This window comes from Arthrobacter sp. KNU40, from assembly GCF_051515115.1.
Classification (GTDB): domain Bacteria; phylum Actinomycetota; class Actinomycetes; order Actinomycetales; family Micrococcaceae; genus Arthrobacter.
Genome location: NZ_CP195850.1, coordinates 3,276,559 through 3,292,588, shown reverse-complemented (window position 1 = coordinate 3,292,588; position 16,030 = coordinate 3,276,559). Strand labels below are relative to the sequence as shown.

The following is a 16,030-nucleotide window of genomic DNA, read 5'->3' as shown; positions in this document are numbered from 1 at the left end:
ATGAGCGACGAATTCTCCGTAGAAAGCGTCTACGCCGAACTCCTGGGCCGCGCCCCGGAAAACAAAATGGAGCCGCGGCTGGCGCCCCTGTACCGGGCGATGGATGTGCTGGGCGAGCCCAACAAGGCATTCCCGATCATCCACATCACGGGCACCAACGGCAAAACATCCACTGCGCGCATGATCGAGGCGGGGCTTCGCGCCCACGGCTTGAGCACGGGCCGTTACACGAGTCCGCACTTGTCAAAGGTCACCGAGCGCATCAGCATCGACGGCGAGCCAGTGTCGGATGAGACTTTTGTCCGGATCTGGGACGAGATCCGTCCGTACCTCGAGATGGTGGACAAGGAACTCGAGGCCGATGGCCAGCCCAGGCTCACGTACTTTGAGTGCCTGACCATTCTTGGCTTCGCGATCTTCGCGGACCAGCCTGTCAACGTTGCCGTGATTGAGGTGGGGCTCGGCGGCATTACCGATGCCACGAATCTGGGCGACGGGCAGGTGTCCGTGGTGACGCCGATTTCGCTGGACCACACGGATCTCCTGGGCGACACCACCGAGGACATCGCCCGCGAGAAGGCCGGAATCATCAAGCCCGGCGGCTTCCTGGTCAGCGCGGCCCAGCCCGTGGACGCCGCGCAGGTGCTCCTGGAGAAGGCTCGCGAGGTGGGTGTGCCATTCCGCTTCGAAGGTGTCGAATTCGGCGTCGAGTCCCGCAGCGTTGCCGTCGGGGGCCAAGTGCTGACCATCCAGGGGCTCGCGGGACGCTATGAGGACCTGCTTCTGCCCTTGCACGGCGCCCATCAGGCCGAGAACGCGGCAGTCGCTGTCGCCGCTCTGGAGGCGTTCTTCGGTGGCGGAGAGAAGGAGCTTGACGGCGAACTCCTGCGCGAGGCTTTCGGCAACGTCACGTCGCCTGGCCGCCTTGAAGTGGTGCGCACTGCTCCCACGATCATCGTGGACGCCGCCCACAACCCTGATGGCATCCGCGTCTCGGCTGAGGCAATCGAAGAGGCCTTCAGCTTCAGCAAGCTGGTGGTGGTCCTGGGGGTCCTGAAGGAAAAGGACGCGGAAGAAATCCTGCGGCAGCTCAAGGAATCCCTTGGCGGACAGGCCGAGGAGTTCTGCTTCACGCAATCCAGCTCGCCGCGGGCCATCCCGGCCGCGCAATTGGCCGATCTCGCCGTCGACCTTGGCTTCGGTGCGGACAACGTCCACATTGCCGAGAAGCTGGACGACGCGATCGAGTGGGCCGTGGAACGTGCCGAAGCCAACGATGACCTGGCAGGCGGGGTACTCGTCACGGGTTCCATCACCGTGGTGGCCGAAGCCCGCATGCTCCTCGGGAAGGTTGGTTCCTGAGCATGGCCAAACTGACCAAAGCCCAGCGCGAATGGCGGCCCGGGATGCCAAAGAAGCGCCGCTCCACCAAGGTGATGTTCGCATCGACCGTGCTGCTTCTGGAGGCCTTCGTCGCGTTCTTCGCCACCTTGGCTGTCTTCGGACTGAAGCGTGGAGAAGTGCAGCCGGCGCTGATCCTGACATTCGGCATCGCCCTGAGCCTTGTGCTGATCCTGGCCTGTGCCGTGCTCAGCAAGCCGTGGGGCATCGGTGTCGGCTGGGTATTGCAGCTGGTCCTGATTTCCTCCGGCTTCGTCGAGCCCACGATGTTCGTGGTGGGAGTCCTCTTCGCGGCCTGCTGGTGGTACGGCATCCGTGCCGGCATTCGGATCGACCGCGAGAACGCCCAGCGTGATCGTGAGCAGGCTCAATGGAACGCTTCGCACGGGGAAGATTCCGCCGGGCAGTCCGCCTGAGCGAAACCCCGTAAACTGGCTGGGAAACCCACACACTCAACATTGGAGCAACCGTGAGCATTGAGCGCACCCTTGTACTGATCAAGCCCGACGGCGTCGCCCGCAACTTGAGCGGCAGCATCCTCGCCCGCATCGAGTCCAAGGGATACTCCTTGGTCGAATTGAAGAAGGTCAACGCCACCCGCGATCTGCTCGAGCAGCACTACGAAGAGCACCTGGGCAAGCCGTTCTACGAGCCGCTGGTTGAGTTCATGCTCAGCGGCCCGGTTGTCGCTGCCATCTTCGAGGGCCACCGCGTGATCGAAGGCTTCCGTTGCCTTGCGGGAACCACGGACCCGACGACGGCGGCGCCCGGCACCATCCGCGGTGACTTCGGCCGTGACTGGGGCCTGGCTGTGCAGCAGAACCTGGTCCACGGTTCCGACTCGGTGGATTCCGCCGAGCGCGAGATCAAGATCTGGTTCGGCGCGTAGCTTCCCGCCAAGACCAACATGGAAGGGCCCTTGTTCAAGTGAACAAGGGCCCTTCCGCTGTTAATGGGATAAGTACTTCAGTAACCGGACGTACCGATGAAGACATTGATGAAGGCAAAGAAAATGCTCGCGATCACGCCAACGTAGAGCAGCGCGGAAATGATCCAACCGGATTCGCTCAGGATCTTGGCCAGGCCTGCGGGGGCTGGAATGACCCCCTGCGCCACGTTCCGGATGGTGACGAAAACGAAGAGCGGGATCATGCATGCCCACACCACCATGCAGAACGGGCACAGGATGTGAATGACATACAGTGCCTGGGACCATAGCCAAACGATGAAGATGAAGCCGAGTGTGACGCCCGTCTGCAGCCCGATCCAGTACCAGCGGGCGAACTTGGCCCCGGCAAAGATAGCCATGGCGGTGGTGATGATCACGGCGAAGGCGACAATGCCGATGAACATGTTGGGGAAACCGAAAACCGAACTCTGCGGTGTCTTCATGACGCTGCCACAGGAGACCCACGGATTGAGGTCGCAGGCCGTGATGTGGTTGGGGTCCTGGAGAACCTGCAGCTTTTCCAGCACAAGAGCCCCGGATGCCAGCCACGCAATGGCGCCGGTGGCGAGGAGAAGCCATGCAAAGGGGCGGTCGCGGACCATGCGTGGCATGGCCCCGTCGGGGCTCCTCCCGGTTATCTCGTGCCGGAGGGAGCGGGCATCGTTATTGGCCAGGTTCGGGCTGGCGGGGCTCGGCATGGTTGGCTGTCCTTTTCTGGATGGCCCGGCGCGGGACCGGGGACTGCTCTTGGGAGGATTCTAGCCGCGGAGGCTGGAGGACGCGTCCAGCGAACGCGGCGGCACGGAAGCTTTCAGGGCGTGCTTCCTGCCGGGAGTGCGGGCGTGTGAGAGAATGAACATGGCCGGAAGCCGATCCACATGCGGAATCCGGTCCGGTATCTTGTTCCCAAGACCGCCAGCCATATGCAGGGCATGCCCAGGATCCAATGATCCCCGGTAGCGCCGCAGTGACAATGGACGGCACCTGGTTGTGGCATTAGAACAACGGGTTTGGAGCGAAGCCGGCTTTCCGTGGATGCCGCACCCCCATGCTGGTGCGAACCGGAAAGACTACTACTGACTTCTGTCAACGCCTGCGGGTTTTGACAATATTGCCTCTCTGGGCACCGGATGTGGCGGTTGCGCAAGGGCAGGAGTGTTGCCACATATGGATAACGAGCAAGTTGTAGCCGCCGCCGAAGATGCGGCGTCCACCGAGACCACTGAAGCACCCAAAAAGGTCACCCGCACCCGCCGCAAGGCTGCACCGAAGACGGTTACCGCGGATGAAGCCCCCGACGCCGGAGCTGCCGCAGCCGCCGCTGAGCCGCTCACCGAAGCGACGGACGCCGAAGCGCCCAAGGCTCCCGTCCGGCGCACAAGGGCTCGAAAGAAGGTCGAAACTTCCGAGCCGCTGCCAGGTTTCGCCGAAGAAGCTTCCACGGAAGGTGGCGAGGCTCCGAAGGCTGCCGCCGCCGTCGAGCCTGAAGTAGCGGCAGAAGCCGAAGCTGCCTCCGAGAAGCCGGTCCGCCGCCGTCGTGCGACGAGGGCGAAGAGCCCCGAACCCGTCGCCGAGGAAGCCCCGGTTGAATCACCGCCTGCCGAGGTTGCGCCGGGCGAAGAAAACGCTGTGGTCGCGGAAATCGCGCTCGAGGAAACCACCGGGGAACCGTCCGTCGAGGCGGAAGCCGCAAGCCCGATCGCTTCGTTGTTCATGGAACCTGGCTCCGTCACGTCCATGATCTTCCAGGCGCCGGACTTGAGCGCCGTTGCCCGGCCGGCCGTCGTCGAAGAGGAACCGCAGGCTGACGCCGAAGAAGTTTCCGAGGACAACGAACTGGACGAAGCCGGCAGCCGCCGTCGCCGTCGCAGCCGTGGGCGTCGTGGACGCCGGGGCAACGAGCGCGATGAAGCCACGGGAGAAGAAACGTCCGCGGAATCCGAGGACGAGACAGAAGCCGGCACCGAGGAAATCCTCGAAGAGGGCGTAACCTCCCGCCGGCGTCGGCGCCGTCGTCGTGGCGATCAGGACCTGGAGCTGACGGGTGGCGGAGACGACGATCCCCCCAACACTGTCACGCGTGTCCGTGCCCCCCGCGCACACGTTGAGTCCACCAGCAGCTCCGACCGCGTCACGAGCGTCAAGGGCTCCACTCGCCTTGAAGCCAAGAAGCAGCGCCGCCGCGAGTCCCGCGAGACCGGCCGCCGCCGCCAGGTCATCACCGAGGCCGAATTCCTGGCCCGCCGTGAGTCCGTCGACCGCCAGATGATCGTTCGGCAGCGCGACGACAGGATCCAGATCGGTGTCCTGGAAGACGGCGTGCTCGCAGAGCACTTCGTGTCCAAGACACAGCAGGATTCCCTGATCGGCAACGTCTACCTGGGCAAGGTCCAGAACGTGCTGCCGTCGATGGAAGCCGCGTTCGTCGACATTGGACGCGGCCGCAATGCCGTGCTGTACGCCGGTGAAGTCAACTGGGATGCCGTCACCTTGGAAGGCAAGCCGCGCCGGATCGAAAACGCCCTGAAATCAGGCGATTCCGTGTTGGTCCAGGTCACCAAGGACCCCGTGGGTCACAAGGGCGCACGCCTGACGAGCCAGATTTCGCTCCCAGGCCGCTACCTTGTGTACGTACCGGGCGGGTCAATGACCGGTATCTCCCGCAAGCTGCCCGACGTCGAGCGCAACCGCCTGAAGAAGATCCTCAAGGACCGCCTCCCGGAGAACGCGGGCGTCATTGTTCGCACCGCCGCGGAGGGTGCTTCCGAGGAAGAGCTGACGCACGACATCAACCGCCTGCGGGCCCAGTGGGAAGGCATCGAAAGCCAGTCCACGTCCACCAAGATCTTGGCGCCGGAACTGCTGTACGGCGAACCGGACCTGACCATCAAGGTGGTCCGCGACGTCTTCAACGAGGACTTCTCCAAGCTCATCGTCTCCGGCGACGAAGCCTGGGACACCATCGAAGCCTACGTCACCTACGTGGCGCCGGACCTGGTGGGACGCCTCGAAAAGTGGACCTCGGATCAGGACATCTTCTCGGCATGGCGCGTTGACGAACAGATCCACAAGGCATTGGAGCGCAAGGTCTTCCTGCCCTCCGGTGGTTCGCTCGTCATCGACCGCACCGAGGCCATGACGGTTGTTGACGTCAACACCGGGAAGTTCACCGGCAGCGGTGGCAACCTCGAGGAAACCGTCACCAAGAACAACCTTGAGGCTGCCGAGGAAGTGGTCCGTCAGCTGCGCTTGCGCGACATCGGCGGAATCATCGTCATCGACTTCATCGACATGGTCCTGGAATCCAACCGCGATCTCGTATTGCGCCGCTTGGTCGAGTGCCTCGGCCGGGACCGCACCAAGCACCAGGTCGCCGAAGTGACGTCCCTTGGCTTGGTCCAGATGACGCGCAAGCGCATGGGCACGGGCCTGCTGGAAGTCTTCGGCGAGCAGTGCGAAACCTGCGCCGGTCGGGGAATCGTCACGCACGACGAGCCTGTGGAGCACCGTCGGGCCAACGTGGTGGCAGCTGAACACCACCACCCACGCACGGAGTCACAGCCGACCGTCCGCCCCGAGCAGCGCAAGCGTCGCCGCGGCAGGGGCACCGGTCAGGGAACTGCCGAACTCCCGATCACCCCACCTGTGCCGGTCCACAGCGTGGAATCCACCGATCCGAACCGCCAGGCGGCCACCCGCGCAGCCCTTGCCACCATCGCGGCGGCAGCCCACGCAGCCCACCTGCACGACGACGAGCTCCACCACACGGCGGAATTGCTCGCCGACGGGCACGTAGCAGAAGCAACCCCGGTCCAGGCACCCCCGGCCCAGGCTCCTGCTGCTGCTTCGAGTAGCGAGGAACGTTCGAAGCCTGTGCTGCGATTCGGCGGCGAGGAAGTTGCGTTGCCCTTCGTCCACCACGAAGAGGAGCCAGCGAGTGGTGCACCTGCCATGAGCCTGGACCTCTTGGCACAGGCATTCGCGGGCCTCGGAGAAGCTCCCGACACTGCGACGACGGCAACTGAGGCCGAGGAAGCGCCCGCGGGGACCCCCGCGGCCGTTGCAAGCGGAGAATCCCCGGAAGCGGGTTCGCGCGGACGCCGAGGCCGTCGCAACCGCAGCGCCAGCCGGGCCCAGGGTGCCGCCAACGCCACCAACGTTGAGCACCACGAGGTTGCCGCGGCCGCCTCCGGTGGGGCAGCGCACGAGGCCAAGGCGACGGACGCTGCTCCAGCCAAGTCGACGGCGGCAGCGGAACCGATCATCCTCGGGGTCGGCGTGCCCAAGTCCGAACTCTAACCGCAGTTTCCTGCCCGAAGCCCCGGCCGTTTCCGCTCCTGTGGAAACCACCGGGGCTTCGGCGTTGCCGGCCAATTCACCGGACTCCGAGAATCCGGTTGCAAAGGGCGATTTCAGCGGGCGAGGCGTGATCCGGGTTAAGCTAGGGGACTGACACGGGGTGCCGCGCACCAAGCCGGCTGAGACCAGACCCGTTGAACCTGTCCGGTTAGCACCGGCGAAGGGATGTCTTGCATGACTGTTTCAGCGCAATCAGCCGTCTACCCGCTCAAGGCCATCCAGCGAGCTATCCCGAGGGTCCTCAGCATTGCCGGCTCGGATCCTTCGGGTGGTGCCGGGATCCAGGCAGACCTCAAGAGCATTGCGGCCAACGGAGGCTATGGCATGGCCGTGATCACGGCGCTCACGGTACAAAATACGCAGGGCGTCACGGCCGTCCATGTGCCTCCCGTGGAATTCCTGCGCCAGCAATTGGATGCGATTAGCGACGACATCACCGTCGATGCGGTCAAAATCGGCATGCTCGGGGACGCGGCCGTCATCCACGAAGTCCGTCGCTGGCTCGGCGAGGCGCGCCCCGCCGTCGTCGTGCTGGATCCGGTGATGATCGCGACCAGTGGCGACCGGCTCCTGGCGGAGTCCGCTGAAACCGCGCTGCGGGAACTTCTGCCCCTCGCTGACCTGGTGACCCCCAACCTTCCTGAATTGGCCATGCTGCTTGGCGAGCCTGTTGCCATTGACTGGGCATCAGCGTTGGAGCAAGGCAAACGCCTGGCTGCAGCCTGCGGAAACACCGTCCTGGTGAAGGGCGGCCATCTGCAGGGAGAGGGCTGCCCCGACGCCCTGGTCAACACCGAAGGAGTCCTGAGCCAGGACGTGGTGGAATTCGCCGGTCAACGCGTGGAGACCCGCAACAGCCATGGCACGGGATGTTCCCTGTCGTCGGCCATGGCGACGGCCAAGGCACGGCTCGGCGATTGGGAGTCTGCCTTGCGCGTAGTCAAGCCCTGGCTTCAGGGGGCGCTGACCCAGTCCGAGGTGCTGGAAGTGGGGAAGGGCAATGGGCCGATCCATCATTTCCACGCGCTCCAGCAGGACCTTCATCCGGGGGACTTTGCCGTCCGGATGTGGGACGCCGCCCAAACGGAACTCGCGGCCATTTATGGCCTGGACTTCATCCGGCATTTGCAAACCGGCGGCCTCAGCGAAGCGCAGTTCAGCTATTACCTCTCGCAGGATGCGATCTACCTCAACGGCTATTCCCGGGTCCTGGCGCGGGCAAGCGCCCTCGCGCCCAGCGAAACCGAACAGCTGTTCTGGGCCCGCGGTTCGCAGATGTGCCTTGAAGTCGAGTCCGAGCTGCACCGGAATTGGCTCAGCGGACGCCAGGTAAGCGGAGAACTGGGTCCAGTCACCAAGGCCTACGTGGACCACTTGCTGGCCGCGTCGGCGTCGGGCAGCTATGCAGTCCTGCTGGCCGCCGTGCTTCCCTGCTACTGGTTGTACGCCGAAGTGGGACAGCAGCTCCACCTTGGCTATATTCAGGCGGGAGCGTCGGACGAGCACCCTTACGCGGACTGGCTGCGCACGTACGCCGACGAAGCATTCGCCGAGGCCACCCGCAAGGCGATCGACATCACGGATGCCGCTGCGCAGGCCGCGTCGCCAGGGGAGCGCACGGCAATGATGGAGGCTTTCACCCAATCCTGCCGGTATGAAACGGCGTTCTTCGATGCTCCAAGGTTGCACGGCTGATCCCGGTTCCTGGCGCGGAAGCGCCGGATGAAGCGCCTGTTCCGGCGGGCGCTGCTGCGTGTCGGCGTCAGGATCCGAGCTTTTCCCCGCAGGCAGGGTAAGGTGGACGGGCACGGTACCGGATGGCGACATAGCCAGTCTGTGGCAGCCATCACGTGGCAGCCTCCGGACCTGGCCTCATTTGCAGCCGAAGGCGAAACTAGCGTAATCTAGATCTTCGGTGCTTACGCCAACACTTGGGTTATGCCCCTAGAAACCGTTCATTTGGAACTTACCTTCCATTTGGAACTATTCGAGGGATGACTCATGGATTCCGTACCGGAGTCCACGGCGTTGAGGCACAGCGTGAACCAGGCCCGTTTTCGGATCGGGGTTCCGCACGCAAATTTAGTAATAAACGTCGAGAGAAGTGAGTGCCCAAGTGGTGTACGCGATTGTCCGCGCAGGCGGCCGCCAAGAAAAGGTTTCCGTTGGAGACTACGTAACCCTGAACCGCGTCCCCGGTGGAGCCGGCAGCACCCTTGAGCTGCCCGCACTGCTCCTGGTGGACGGTGACAAGGTCACCTCCGCTGCTGCGGATCTGGCCAAGGTCAAGGTTACGGCTGAGATCCTCGAAGACCTCCGTGGTCCGAAGATCGTCATCCAGAAGTTCAAGAACAAGACCGGCTACAAGAAGCGCCAGGGTCACCGTCAAGAACTCACCAAGATCAAGATCACCGGTATCAAGTAACCACTGGTTGCTGTTCAGGTTTTCAACAGATTCCCCAGAATTTAAAGGCAGGCATTTCAAATGGCACATAAAAAAGGCGCGAGCTCCACTCGCAACGGTCGTGACTCCAACGCCCAGTACCTCGGCGTAAAGCGCTTCGGTGGCCAGGTCGTTTCCGCAGGCGAGATCATCGTCCGCCAGCGCGGCACCCACTTCCACCCGGGCGCCGGTGTCGGCCGCGGTGGCGACGACACCCTGTTCGCCCTGCAGGCAGGTGCGGTTGAGTTCGGAACTCGCCGCGGCCGTCGCGTAGTGAACATCGTTGCTGCTGCAGCTGCAGAGTAATAACACGTTCTGAACGGGTGGAGCGGGCCGTATGGCCCGCTCCACCTGTCTTTTTAACCGCACTAGAATTTACTAGTGCGGGCGGCGGCGCGTCAGCCCGCAACACGCACTTCAAGCAGTAATTTCCAGTTAGAGGAGAAACACGTGGCGACCTTCGTAGACCGGGTAGTACTTCACGTATCCGGCGGAACAGGCGGCCACGGCTGTGTCTCTGTTAAGCGCGAGAAGTTCAAGCCCCTGGGCGGACCCGACGGCGGCAACGGCGGTAACGGCGGCGACGTCATCTTGCGCGTTGATGCCCAGACCACCACTTTGCTTGATTACCACCACGCACCGCACCGCCACGCAACCAACGGTGGCCCCGGCATGGGTGACTGGCGCGGCGGCAAGAACGGTGAAACCCTCGTGCTTCCCGTCCCGGACGGCACTGTGGTCAAGACCAAGGACGGCGTTGTCCTTGCTGACCTTGTAGGTGAAGGCACCGAGTTCATCGCCGCTGCAGGTGGCCTGGGCGGCCTTGGTAATTCTTCGTTGTCTTCGCAGAAGCGCAGGGCTCCCGGTTTTGCCCTCCTCGGCACTGAAGGCGACTCCAGCGACATCGTCCTGGAATTGAAGTCCATCGCGGACATCGCGCTGGTTGGCTTCCCCTCTGCGGGCAAGTCCAGCCTTGTCGCGGCGATGTCAGCTGCGCGGCCCAAGATCGCCGACTACCCGTTCACTACCCTGATCCCCAACCTTGGCGTGGTCCAGGCCGGTGAGGTCCGGTTCACCATTGCAGACGTTCCCGGATTGATCGAAGGGGCGAGCGAGGGCAAGGGCCTGGGCCACAACTTCCTGCGCCACGTGGAGCGTTGTGCCGCGCTGGTGCACGTCCTGGACTGCGGAACCTTGGAAGCGGACCGGGACCCGCTCTCGGATCTTGCGATCATCGAGCAAGAGCTGGACAAGTACGCGGTGGACATGAGCTACGCCGGCGTTGACGGCGAAGTTGTCCCCCTGAACGAACGCCCCAAACTTGTTGTCCTGAACAAGGTCGACCTGCCAGACGGTCGGGACATGGCCGAGTTCGTCCGTCCCGAACTGGAACAGCGCGGCTACCGCGTCTTCGAAGTCTCCGCTACGAGCCACGAAGGCCTGCGCCAACTGAGCTTCGCCATGGGCGAGATCGTCATGGCCGCGCGCAAAGCCGTTGCCACCGCGCCTCCCAAGGTCGCGGCGCCCGTCCTGCGCCCCCGCGCCGTCAACGAGTCCGGCTTCAAGATCCGCCGCGAGGAAAAGAACCTCGAGCCGCTCTTCCGCGTGCTGGGGGAGAAGCCGGTCCGTTGGGTCAAGCAGACCGACTTCACCAACGAGGAAGCCATTGGCTACCTGGCCGATCGCCTGGCCAAGCTCGGCATCGAAAACGAGTTGTTCAAGATGGGTGCCGTTCCGGGTGACACCGTGGTGATCGGCGAAGAGGACGGCGTCGTCTTCGACTGGGAGCCCACCATGATGGCGGGCGCCGAACTCCTGGCGACGCCTCGAGGCACGGACATCCGTGTTGCCGACATCGGCGACCGCCCCACCCGTTCGCAGAAGCGCGACGAGCAGCTCGAACGACGCGAAGCCAAGGCTGCAGCACGCGCCGAGCTCGAAGCCGAGCGGAAGGCGGGCATCTGGACTGAGTCCGTCAGCGGACGTCGTCTACCCAAGCCCCTGAAGGAAAGCGGCCTGGTAGCCGAAAATGACGACTAGCACGGCCCGCATCGCTGAAGTCACCGAAGGCGACGACTCCGCCGAACGCCAGGCACTGGCCGGCGCCAAGCGGATCGTCGTCAAAGTGGGTTCGTCTTCGCTGACCAGCATCAAAGGCGGCATCTCGGAGAAAGCGCTGACGGCACTCGTCCACGCCCTGGCTGAGAAGCGCAATTCCGGGACGGAGATCATCCTGGTCTCTTCCGGTGCCATCGCGGCGGGTCTCGCGCCGCTCGGCCTCGCCAAGCGTCCCAAGGACCTCGCCACACAGCAGGCTGCGGCCAGTGTCGGCCAAGGGCTCTTGATGGCGCGCTATTCGCAGGCTTTTGCCGCTCACGGGGTCACCGTCAGCCAGGTCCTCTTGACGGCGGATGACTTGATGCGGCGCACCCAGCACAGCAACGCATACCGGGCGCTGGACCGTTTGCTGAACCTCGGCGTCGTGCCCGTCGTGAACGAAAACGACACCGTGGCAACGCACGAAATCCGTTTTGGCGACAACGATCGTCTGGCCGCTTTGGTGGCCCACCTTGTCCGGGCGGATGCACTGGTCCTGCTTTCCGACGTCGACGCTTTGTACGATGGTCCGCCGTCATTGGGTGCCAAGCGCATTCCGCTCGTCACCGGTCCCGCTGACCTCGTCGACGTGACCATCGGTAAGGCCGGTAAAGCCGGCGTCGGAACCGGAGGCATGACCACCAAGGTGGAGGCTGCGTCGATCGCCGCAGGCTCCGGCATCCACGCCCTCGTCACCTCCACGGCCAATGCCGCCGCCGCACTGGCAGGCGAGGACGTCGGCACGTGGTTCGCCATCAACGGCAACCGCAAACCCGTCCGGCTGCTCTGGCTGGCCCACCTCGCTTCGGTCCGGGGCCGTTTGGTGCTCGACGACGGCGCCGTCAAGGCCGTGCGCGACCGCCACACCTCGCTGTTGCCCGCCGGAATATCGTCGGTGCAGGGAGACTTCGAGCCTGGCGATCCCGTGGAGATGGTTTCTGTCGAAGGGACTGTGATTGCCAGGGGATTGGTGAACTACTCCGCGGAAGAGCTTCCCCGCATGCTTGGCCGTTCCACCAAGGAACTCGCCAAGGACCTTGGACGCGGATATGACCGCGTAGTTGTTCATGTTGACGACCTCGTGCTGGTCCAGCAGGCCCGCTCCACTAAACTTGGAGAATGACTGAGGCCCTTACCCCTGATTCTCCTGTGATGACTGACGCACTGGCTGCCGGCAATGCCGCCCAGGTGCCGGAAACTCCGGAGACGGGAAACGCGCCGCTCACCCCCGAGCAAGTGGAGGCGGCCGTGCATTCGATCGCGGACCGCTCACGGCAGGCCGCGCGGCACATGGCCCAGGCGAACCGCGCCTGGAAGGACCGCGCCCTGCACGCTATTGGCGCAGCGCTCCGGGAAAAGCAGGGGTCCATCCTCGCGGCCAACGCGAAGGATGTTGAGTCCGGCCGCAACAACGGAACCTCCGCTGCCATGCTGGACCGCCTGACCCTGACACCTCCCCGCATCGACGGCCTTGTGGCGGCCCTTGAAAACCTGGCGGGCCTGCCGGATCCCGTGGGAAACGTCGTCCGGGGCCAGACCCTCCCCAACGGACTGCGCTTGCGCCAAGTCAATGTGCCCATGGGAGTCGTCGCAGCGATCTATGAGGCCCGCCCCAACGTCACGGTCGATATCGCCGGACTTGGCTTGAAGAGCGGCAATGCAGTGATCCTGCGCGGTGGATCTGCCGCTGCCCACACCAACGCAGCCTTGGTGACCATCCTCCGCGATGCGCTGGAATCCGTCGGGCTGCCGGCCGACGCCGTCCAGAGCGTGGACCAATTCGGCCGCGAAGGCGCGAACGTCCTGATGCGTGCGCGCGGCCGGGTGGACGTGCTGATTCCCCGCGGTGGACGCGACCTGATTCAGACTGTGGTGAACAACTCATCCGTGCCGGTCATTGAGACCGGCGAAGGCAATGTGCACATCTTCATCGACGAGTCCGCCAGCGAAGAGATGGCTGTCGATATTCTGCTCAACGCCAAGACCCAGCGCCCCAGCGTTTGCAATACCGTGGAGACTCTCCTGGTGCACTCGAAGTCCACAGTGCTGCCCGCCGTCGCCGCTGCCTTGCGCTCGGCCGGGGTCACGCTGCACGTCGACTCCCGGATTCAAGCGGCGCTGTCCGGCTCCGTGGACACAGTCCCCGCCGACGACGTCGATTGGGCCACGGAATACATGGACCTCGACCTCGCAGTTGCCATGGTGGACAACCTCGACGAGGCAGTCGCGCACATCCGCAAATGGTCGACCGGCCACACTGAGGCCATCCTGACGAACAATCTGGCGAACGCGGAGAAGTTCATTGCGGACATCGATTCTGCGGCGGTCATCGTGAACGCTTCCACGCGTTTCACCGACGGGGGCGAGCTCGGCCTTGGTGCCGAGGTGGGAATTTCCACCCAGAAGCTGCACGCACGCGGTCCCATGGGCCTCACTGAGCTGACCACCACGAAGTGGATTGTCCAGGGTGAAGGCCAGGTCCGCGGCTAGCGACGCTGTAACATAGAACAGAAGTCTTGAACGGTGGGAGGATCCGCCGTCGAAATCCTTTGAACCGCTAGGGGAGAAAATGCAGTTTCAGCAGATCGCCATTTCCATTCTCGCTCAAGGGGGCGAGAGCGAGGCGCCGGCGCCGTTGTGGGCTCCTCCTATCGTCTTCGGCATCACCATCTTCTCCATCCTCCTGGTCCTGATGTTCGTGGCGGTCTCCTACACGAACCTTGGCAACCGTCACGACGCCGTCGAAGAGCACTCGGATCCGCACCGCCAGCACCCGGCCAAGCACCCAGGGCTGGGTCACTAACATTTCCGCCGCAAAACCCTTCGAGGAAACGGGGCGCCGACTTCGCTTGGGCGTGATGGGTGGAACCTTCGATCCCATTCACCACGGCCACTTGGTTGCTGCCAGTGAGGTTGCCGCCAAGTTCCGCTTGGACGAGGTGGTATTCGTGCCCACCGGCGAGCCGTGGCAGAAATCGCACAAGCAGGTCAGTCAAGCCGAGCACCGATACTTGATGACGGTCATTGCCACGGCTTCCAACCCCAATTTCACGGTGAGCCGCGTGGATGTGGACCGCCCCGGTCCCACGTTCACCATCGATACCCTGCGGGATCTCCGGACCCAGCGGCCGGACGCGGACTTGTTCTTCATCACGGGCGCTGACGCCCTCGCGCAGATCCTGTCCTGGAAAGATGTCGACGAGCTTTGGACCCTGGCGCACTTTGTCGGTGTCACCCGGCCCGGTCATGTTCTTGACGGCATGGGCAGGGAGGACGTCAGTCTGTTGGAAGTGCCTGCCATGGCGATTTCCTCGACGGACTGCCGCGCCCGCGTGGGTGCAGGCAATCCGGTCTGGTACCTCGTGCCTGATGGAGTAGTGCAGTACATCGCCAAATACAAGCTGTACTCGGGCAAACCCGGCATGGGGGAGCCCCTGCATGCTATGACCGGATCAGACCACCAAGCCCGTACCGAGTGAGTTTTGAATGAGCCAGGAACAGCCCCCCATCCCTAGCCGGCGCGAGCTTCGACGAGCCCGGGACGCACGCGTGGAAGAAACCGGCGCACGTCCCGCGGTAGCCGAGGCCGTTACCTCCGACGACGCCGACCACGCGTCCGGTGGCGCTTCGGTCAATCGGGTGCGCCGGGTGGCCGATGCTCCGCTGGACGCCAAACCCGCCTCGGAACGTTCTTCGCAGGCCCGTGCACGCGACCGCGCCGCACTCCGCGCCATCAAGGAACTCGCGGATAAGGAGCAGCAGCTTTCCCGCGGCGGTCCGCCCACGCGCCGCCAGTTGCGCCTGCAGCAATTGCAGGAAGAAGTTGCCCCGGGCACCTCGGCGATCCCCGTTGTTCCTGCACCCGGATCCGGGCCGAGGACGTCCAGTGTCCCCGTCCAGGCTCCCGGCAGGCAGCAGTCCGGCCCTGATCGCCCGGGCGTATCGCCTGGCGGCGGTGTCCGGGTCACGGCAGGCCCACCCCCCGGTGCGCCCGAGATGACCGTGGAGCAGGCCTTGATGGCCCGCGAGCTCTTGGCCGCCCAAGCGAACAATCAGTCCAACAAGCTTGAGCACATCGCGGCAATGGAATCAGCGGTGCAGAAAGTCCCGGCCGCTGAACCCGGGGTTCCCGGTACCGACGTCGATCCAGCGGACCCAGAGGCGCTGGCCGAACAAATCGCCCAGGCTGAACGCGAGGCTATCCTCAACAAGAGGGCCATGGCGAAGCAGAAACTTGCCGAGCAGAACAGCCGTCCTTCAGGTCCGGTCCGCGTTGAACCTTCCGTGGCCAGCAACCTGGCCATGGTGACGCCCCTGGAATTCGTGAAGGTTCCGGGACTCGAGCGTCCCGTCATGAAGCCGCCCGACACCACCTTTGTTCCTCTCGTGATCTCACCTGCGCCGAAACTGAAGCCCGGGCAGTCGGCGTCGGCCAAGTCCCGCAGCATGCGCGGCCGCGCAGGAGTGCTGGCGCGGGCGGAGGCCGCTGCGAAAGCGGCGGGTCGACGCCCGGCGTCGGACTCAGCATCGGATGGCGAGGCATTTGCGGAAGCGGCCGAACATCCGCCCATTTCAGCAAGTTCGGCTTACGGACTTGAACCGCTCGACGCCGCGACGGCGGGACTCGGGCGCGCCCAGCGTACCCGGCTACTGGTCCTCGGACTCGTCGGCATCGGAGTCATCGCCCTGATTGCGGGCATCATCATGATCACCAGCGGACTTTCCCGCTGACAACAACGGCTTTTGCCACCAAACAGGCTTCGTTCATTCTTGAAGCCGCA

At 64.1% G+C, this 16,030-nt stretch carries 14 protein-coding genes and 1 riboswitch; of the genes, 13 read left to right on the top strand and 1 reads right to left on the bottom strand.

Annotated elements, in window-relative coordinates; genetic code table 11:
• From ACSKT0_RS15145 to ndk, 3 genes are read left to right on the top strand one after another with little or no spacing between them, the layout of a single operon-like run.
• Positions 1 to 1,362, top strand: a complete 1,362-nt coding sequence (locus tag ACSKT0_RS15145; protein WP_437770541.1) for a bifunctional folylpolyglutamate synthase/dihydrofolate synthase — start codon at positions 1 to 3, stop codon at positions 1,360 to 1,362.
• 2 nt (positions 1,363 to 1,364) lie between these two features.
• Positions 1,365 to 1,817, top strand: a complete 453-nt coding sequence (locus tag ACSKT0_RS15140; RefSeq protein WP_437770540.1) for a DUF4233 domain-containing protein — start codon at positions 1,365 to 1,367, stop codon at positions 1,815 to 1,817.
• 53 nt (positions 1,818 to 1,870) lie between these two features.
• Positions 1,871 to 2,290: a nucleoside-diphosphate kinase gene (gene ndk, locus ACSKT0_RS15135; RefSeq protein ID WP_345450441.1), complete on the top strand. Its 420-nt coding sequence runs from the start codon at positions 1,871 to 1,873 to the stop codon at positions 2,288 to 2,290.
• Positions 2,291 to 2,367: 77 nt separating this feature from the next.
• On the opposite strand, the gene ACSKT0_RS15130 is transcribed toward ndk, so the two are convergent.
• Positions 2,368 to 3,048, bottom strand: coding sequence for a vitamin K epoxide reductase family protein (locus tag ACSKT0_RS15130; protein WP_437770539.1), 681 nt, complete (start codon positions 3,046 to 3,048; stop codon positions 2,368 to 2,370).
• Between the two features lie 469 nt (positions 3,049 to 3,517).
• Between ACSKT0_RS15130 and ACSKT0_RS15125 the strand changes: the two genes are divergently transcribed.
• The 10 genes from ACSKT0_RS15125 to ACSKT0_RS15080 all read left to right on the top strand — a co-directional run bounded on the left by ACSKT0_RS15125 (position 3,518) and on the right by ACSKT0_RS15080 (position 15,980).
• On the top strand, positions 3,518 to 6,649 hold the full coding sequence (locus ACSKT0_RS15125) for an Rne/Rng family ribonuclease (RefSeq protein ID WP_437770538.1): 3,132 nt from the start codon (positions 3,518 to 3,520) through the stop codon (positions 6,647 to 6,649).
• A gap of 146 nt (positions 6,650 to 6,795) precedes the next feature.
• Positions 6,796 to 6,892, top strand: a riboswitch (TPP riboswitch).
• Complete coding sequence (thiD, locus tag ACSKT0_RS15120; protein WP_437770537.1) at positions 6,884 to 8,404, top strand: bifunctional hydroxymethylpyrimidine kinase/phosphomethylpyrimidine kinase; 1,521 nt, start codon at positions 6,884 to 6,886, stop codon at positions 8,402 to 8,404. Its footprint overlaps the riboswitch before it by 9 nt.
• A gap of 421 nt (positions 8,405 to 8,825) precedes the next feature.
• Complete coding sequence (rplU, locus tag ACSKT0_RS15115; RefSeq protein WP_028267456.1) at positions 8,826 to 9,134, top strand: 50S ribosomal protein L21; 309 nt, start codon at positions 8,826 to 8,828, stop codon at positions 9,132 to 9,134.
• A gap of 60 nt (positions 9,135 to 9,194) precedes the next feature.
• The gene (gene rpmA / locus ACSKT0_RS15110; RefSeq protein ID WP_003803426.1) at positions 9,195 to 9,458 is read left to right on the top strand and encodes a 50S ribosomal protein L27; all 264 of its coding nucleotides are present in this window, start codon (positions 9,195 to 9,197) and stop codon (positions 9,456 to 9,458) included.
• A gap of 144 nt (positions 9,459 to 9,602) precedes the next feature.
• On the top strand, positions 9,603 to 11,192 hold the full coding sequence (gene obgE / locus ACSKT0_RS15105; RefSeq protein ID WP_437770536.1) for a GTPase ObgE: 1,590 nt from the start codon (positions 9,603 to 9,605) through the stop codon (positions 11,190 to 11,192).
• Complete coding sequence (proB, locus tag ACSKT0_RS15100; protein WP_437770535.1) at positions 11,182 to 12,372, top strand: glutamate 5-kinase; 1,191 nt, start codon at positions 11,182 to 11,184, stop codon at positions 12,370 to 12,372. The genes obgE and proB overlap by 11 nt, the downstream gene beginning before the upstream one ends.
• Positions 12,369 to 13,739 carry a glutamate-5-semialdehyde dehydrogenase gene (locus ACSKT0_RS15095; protein ID WP_437770534.1) on the top strand — a complete coding sequence of 457 codons (1,371 nt, stop codon included), beginning with the start codon at positions 12,369 to 12,371 and terminating at the stop codon, positions 13,737 to 13,739. Before proB ends, ACSKT0_RS15095 begins: the two co-directional genes overlap by 4 nt.
• 79 nt (positions 13,740 to 13,818) lie before the next feature.
• Positions 13,819 to 14,052 (top strand): hypothetical protein, encoded by a 234-nt coding sequence (locus ACSKT0_RS15090; RefSeq protein ID WP_437770533.1) that lies wholly within the window; start codon positions 13,819 to 13,821, stop codon positions 14,050 to 14,052.
• Between the two features lie 55 nt (positions 14,053 to 14,107).
• Entirely contained in the window at positions 14,108 to 14,728 is a 621-nt protein-coding gene (gene nadD / locus ACSKT0_RS15085; protein ID WP_437774039.1) for a nicotinate-nucleotide adenylyltransferase, read from the top strand.
• 7 nt (positions 14,729 to 14,735) lie between these two features.
• On the top strand, positions 14,736 to 15,980 hold the full coding sequence (locus ACSKT0_RS15080; protein ID WP_437770532.1) for a hypothetical protein: 1,245 nt from the start codon (positions 14,736 to 14,738) through the stop codon (positions 15,978 to 15,980).
• Positions 15,981 to 16,030 lie beyond the last annotated feature (50 nt).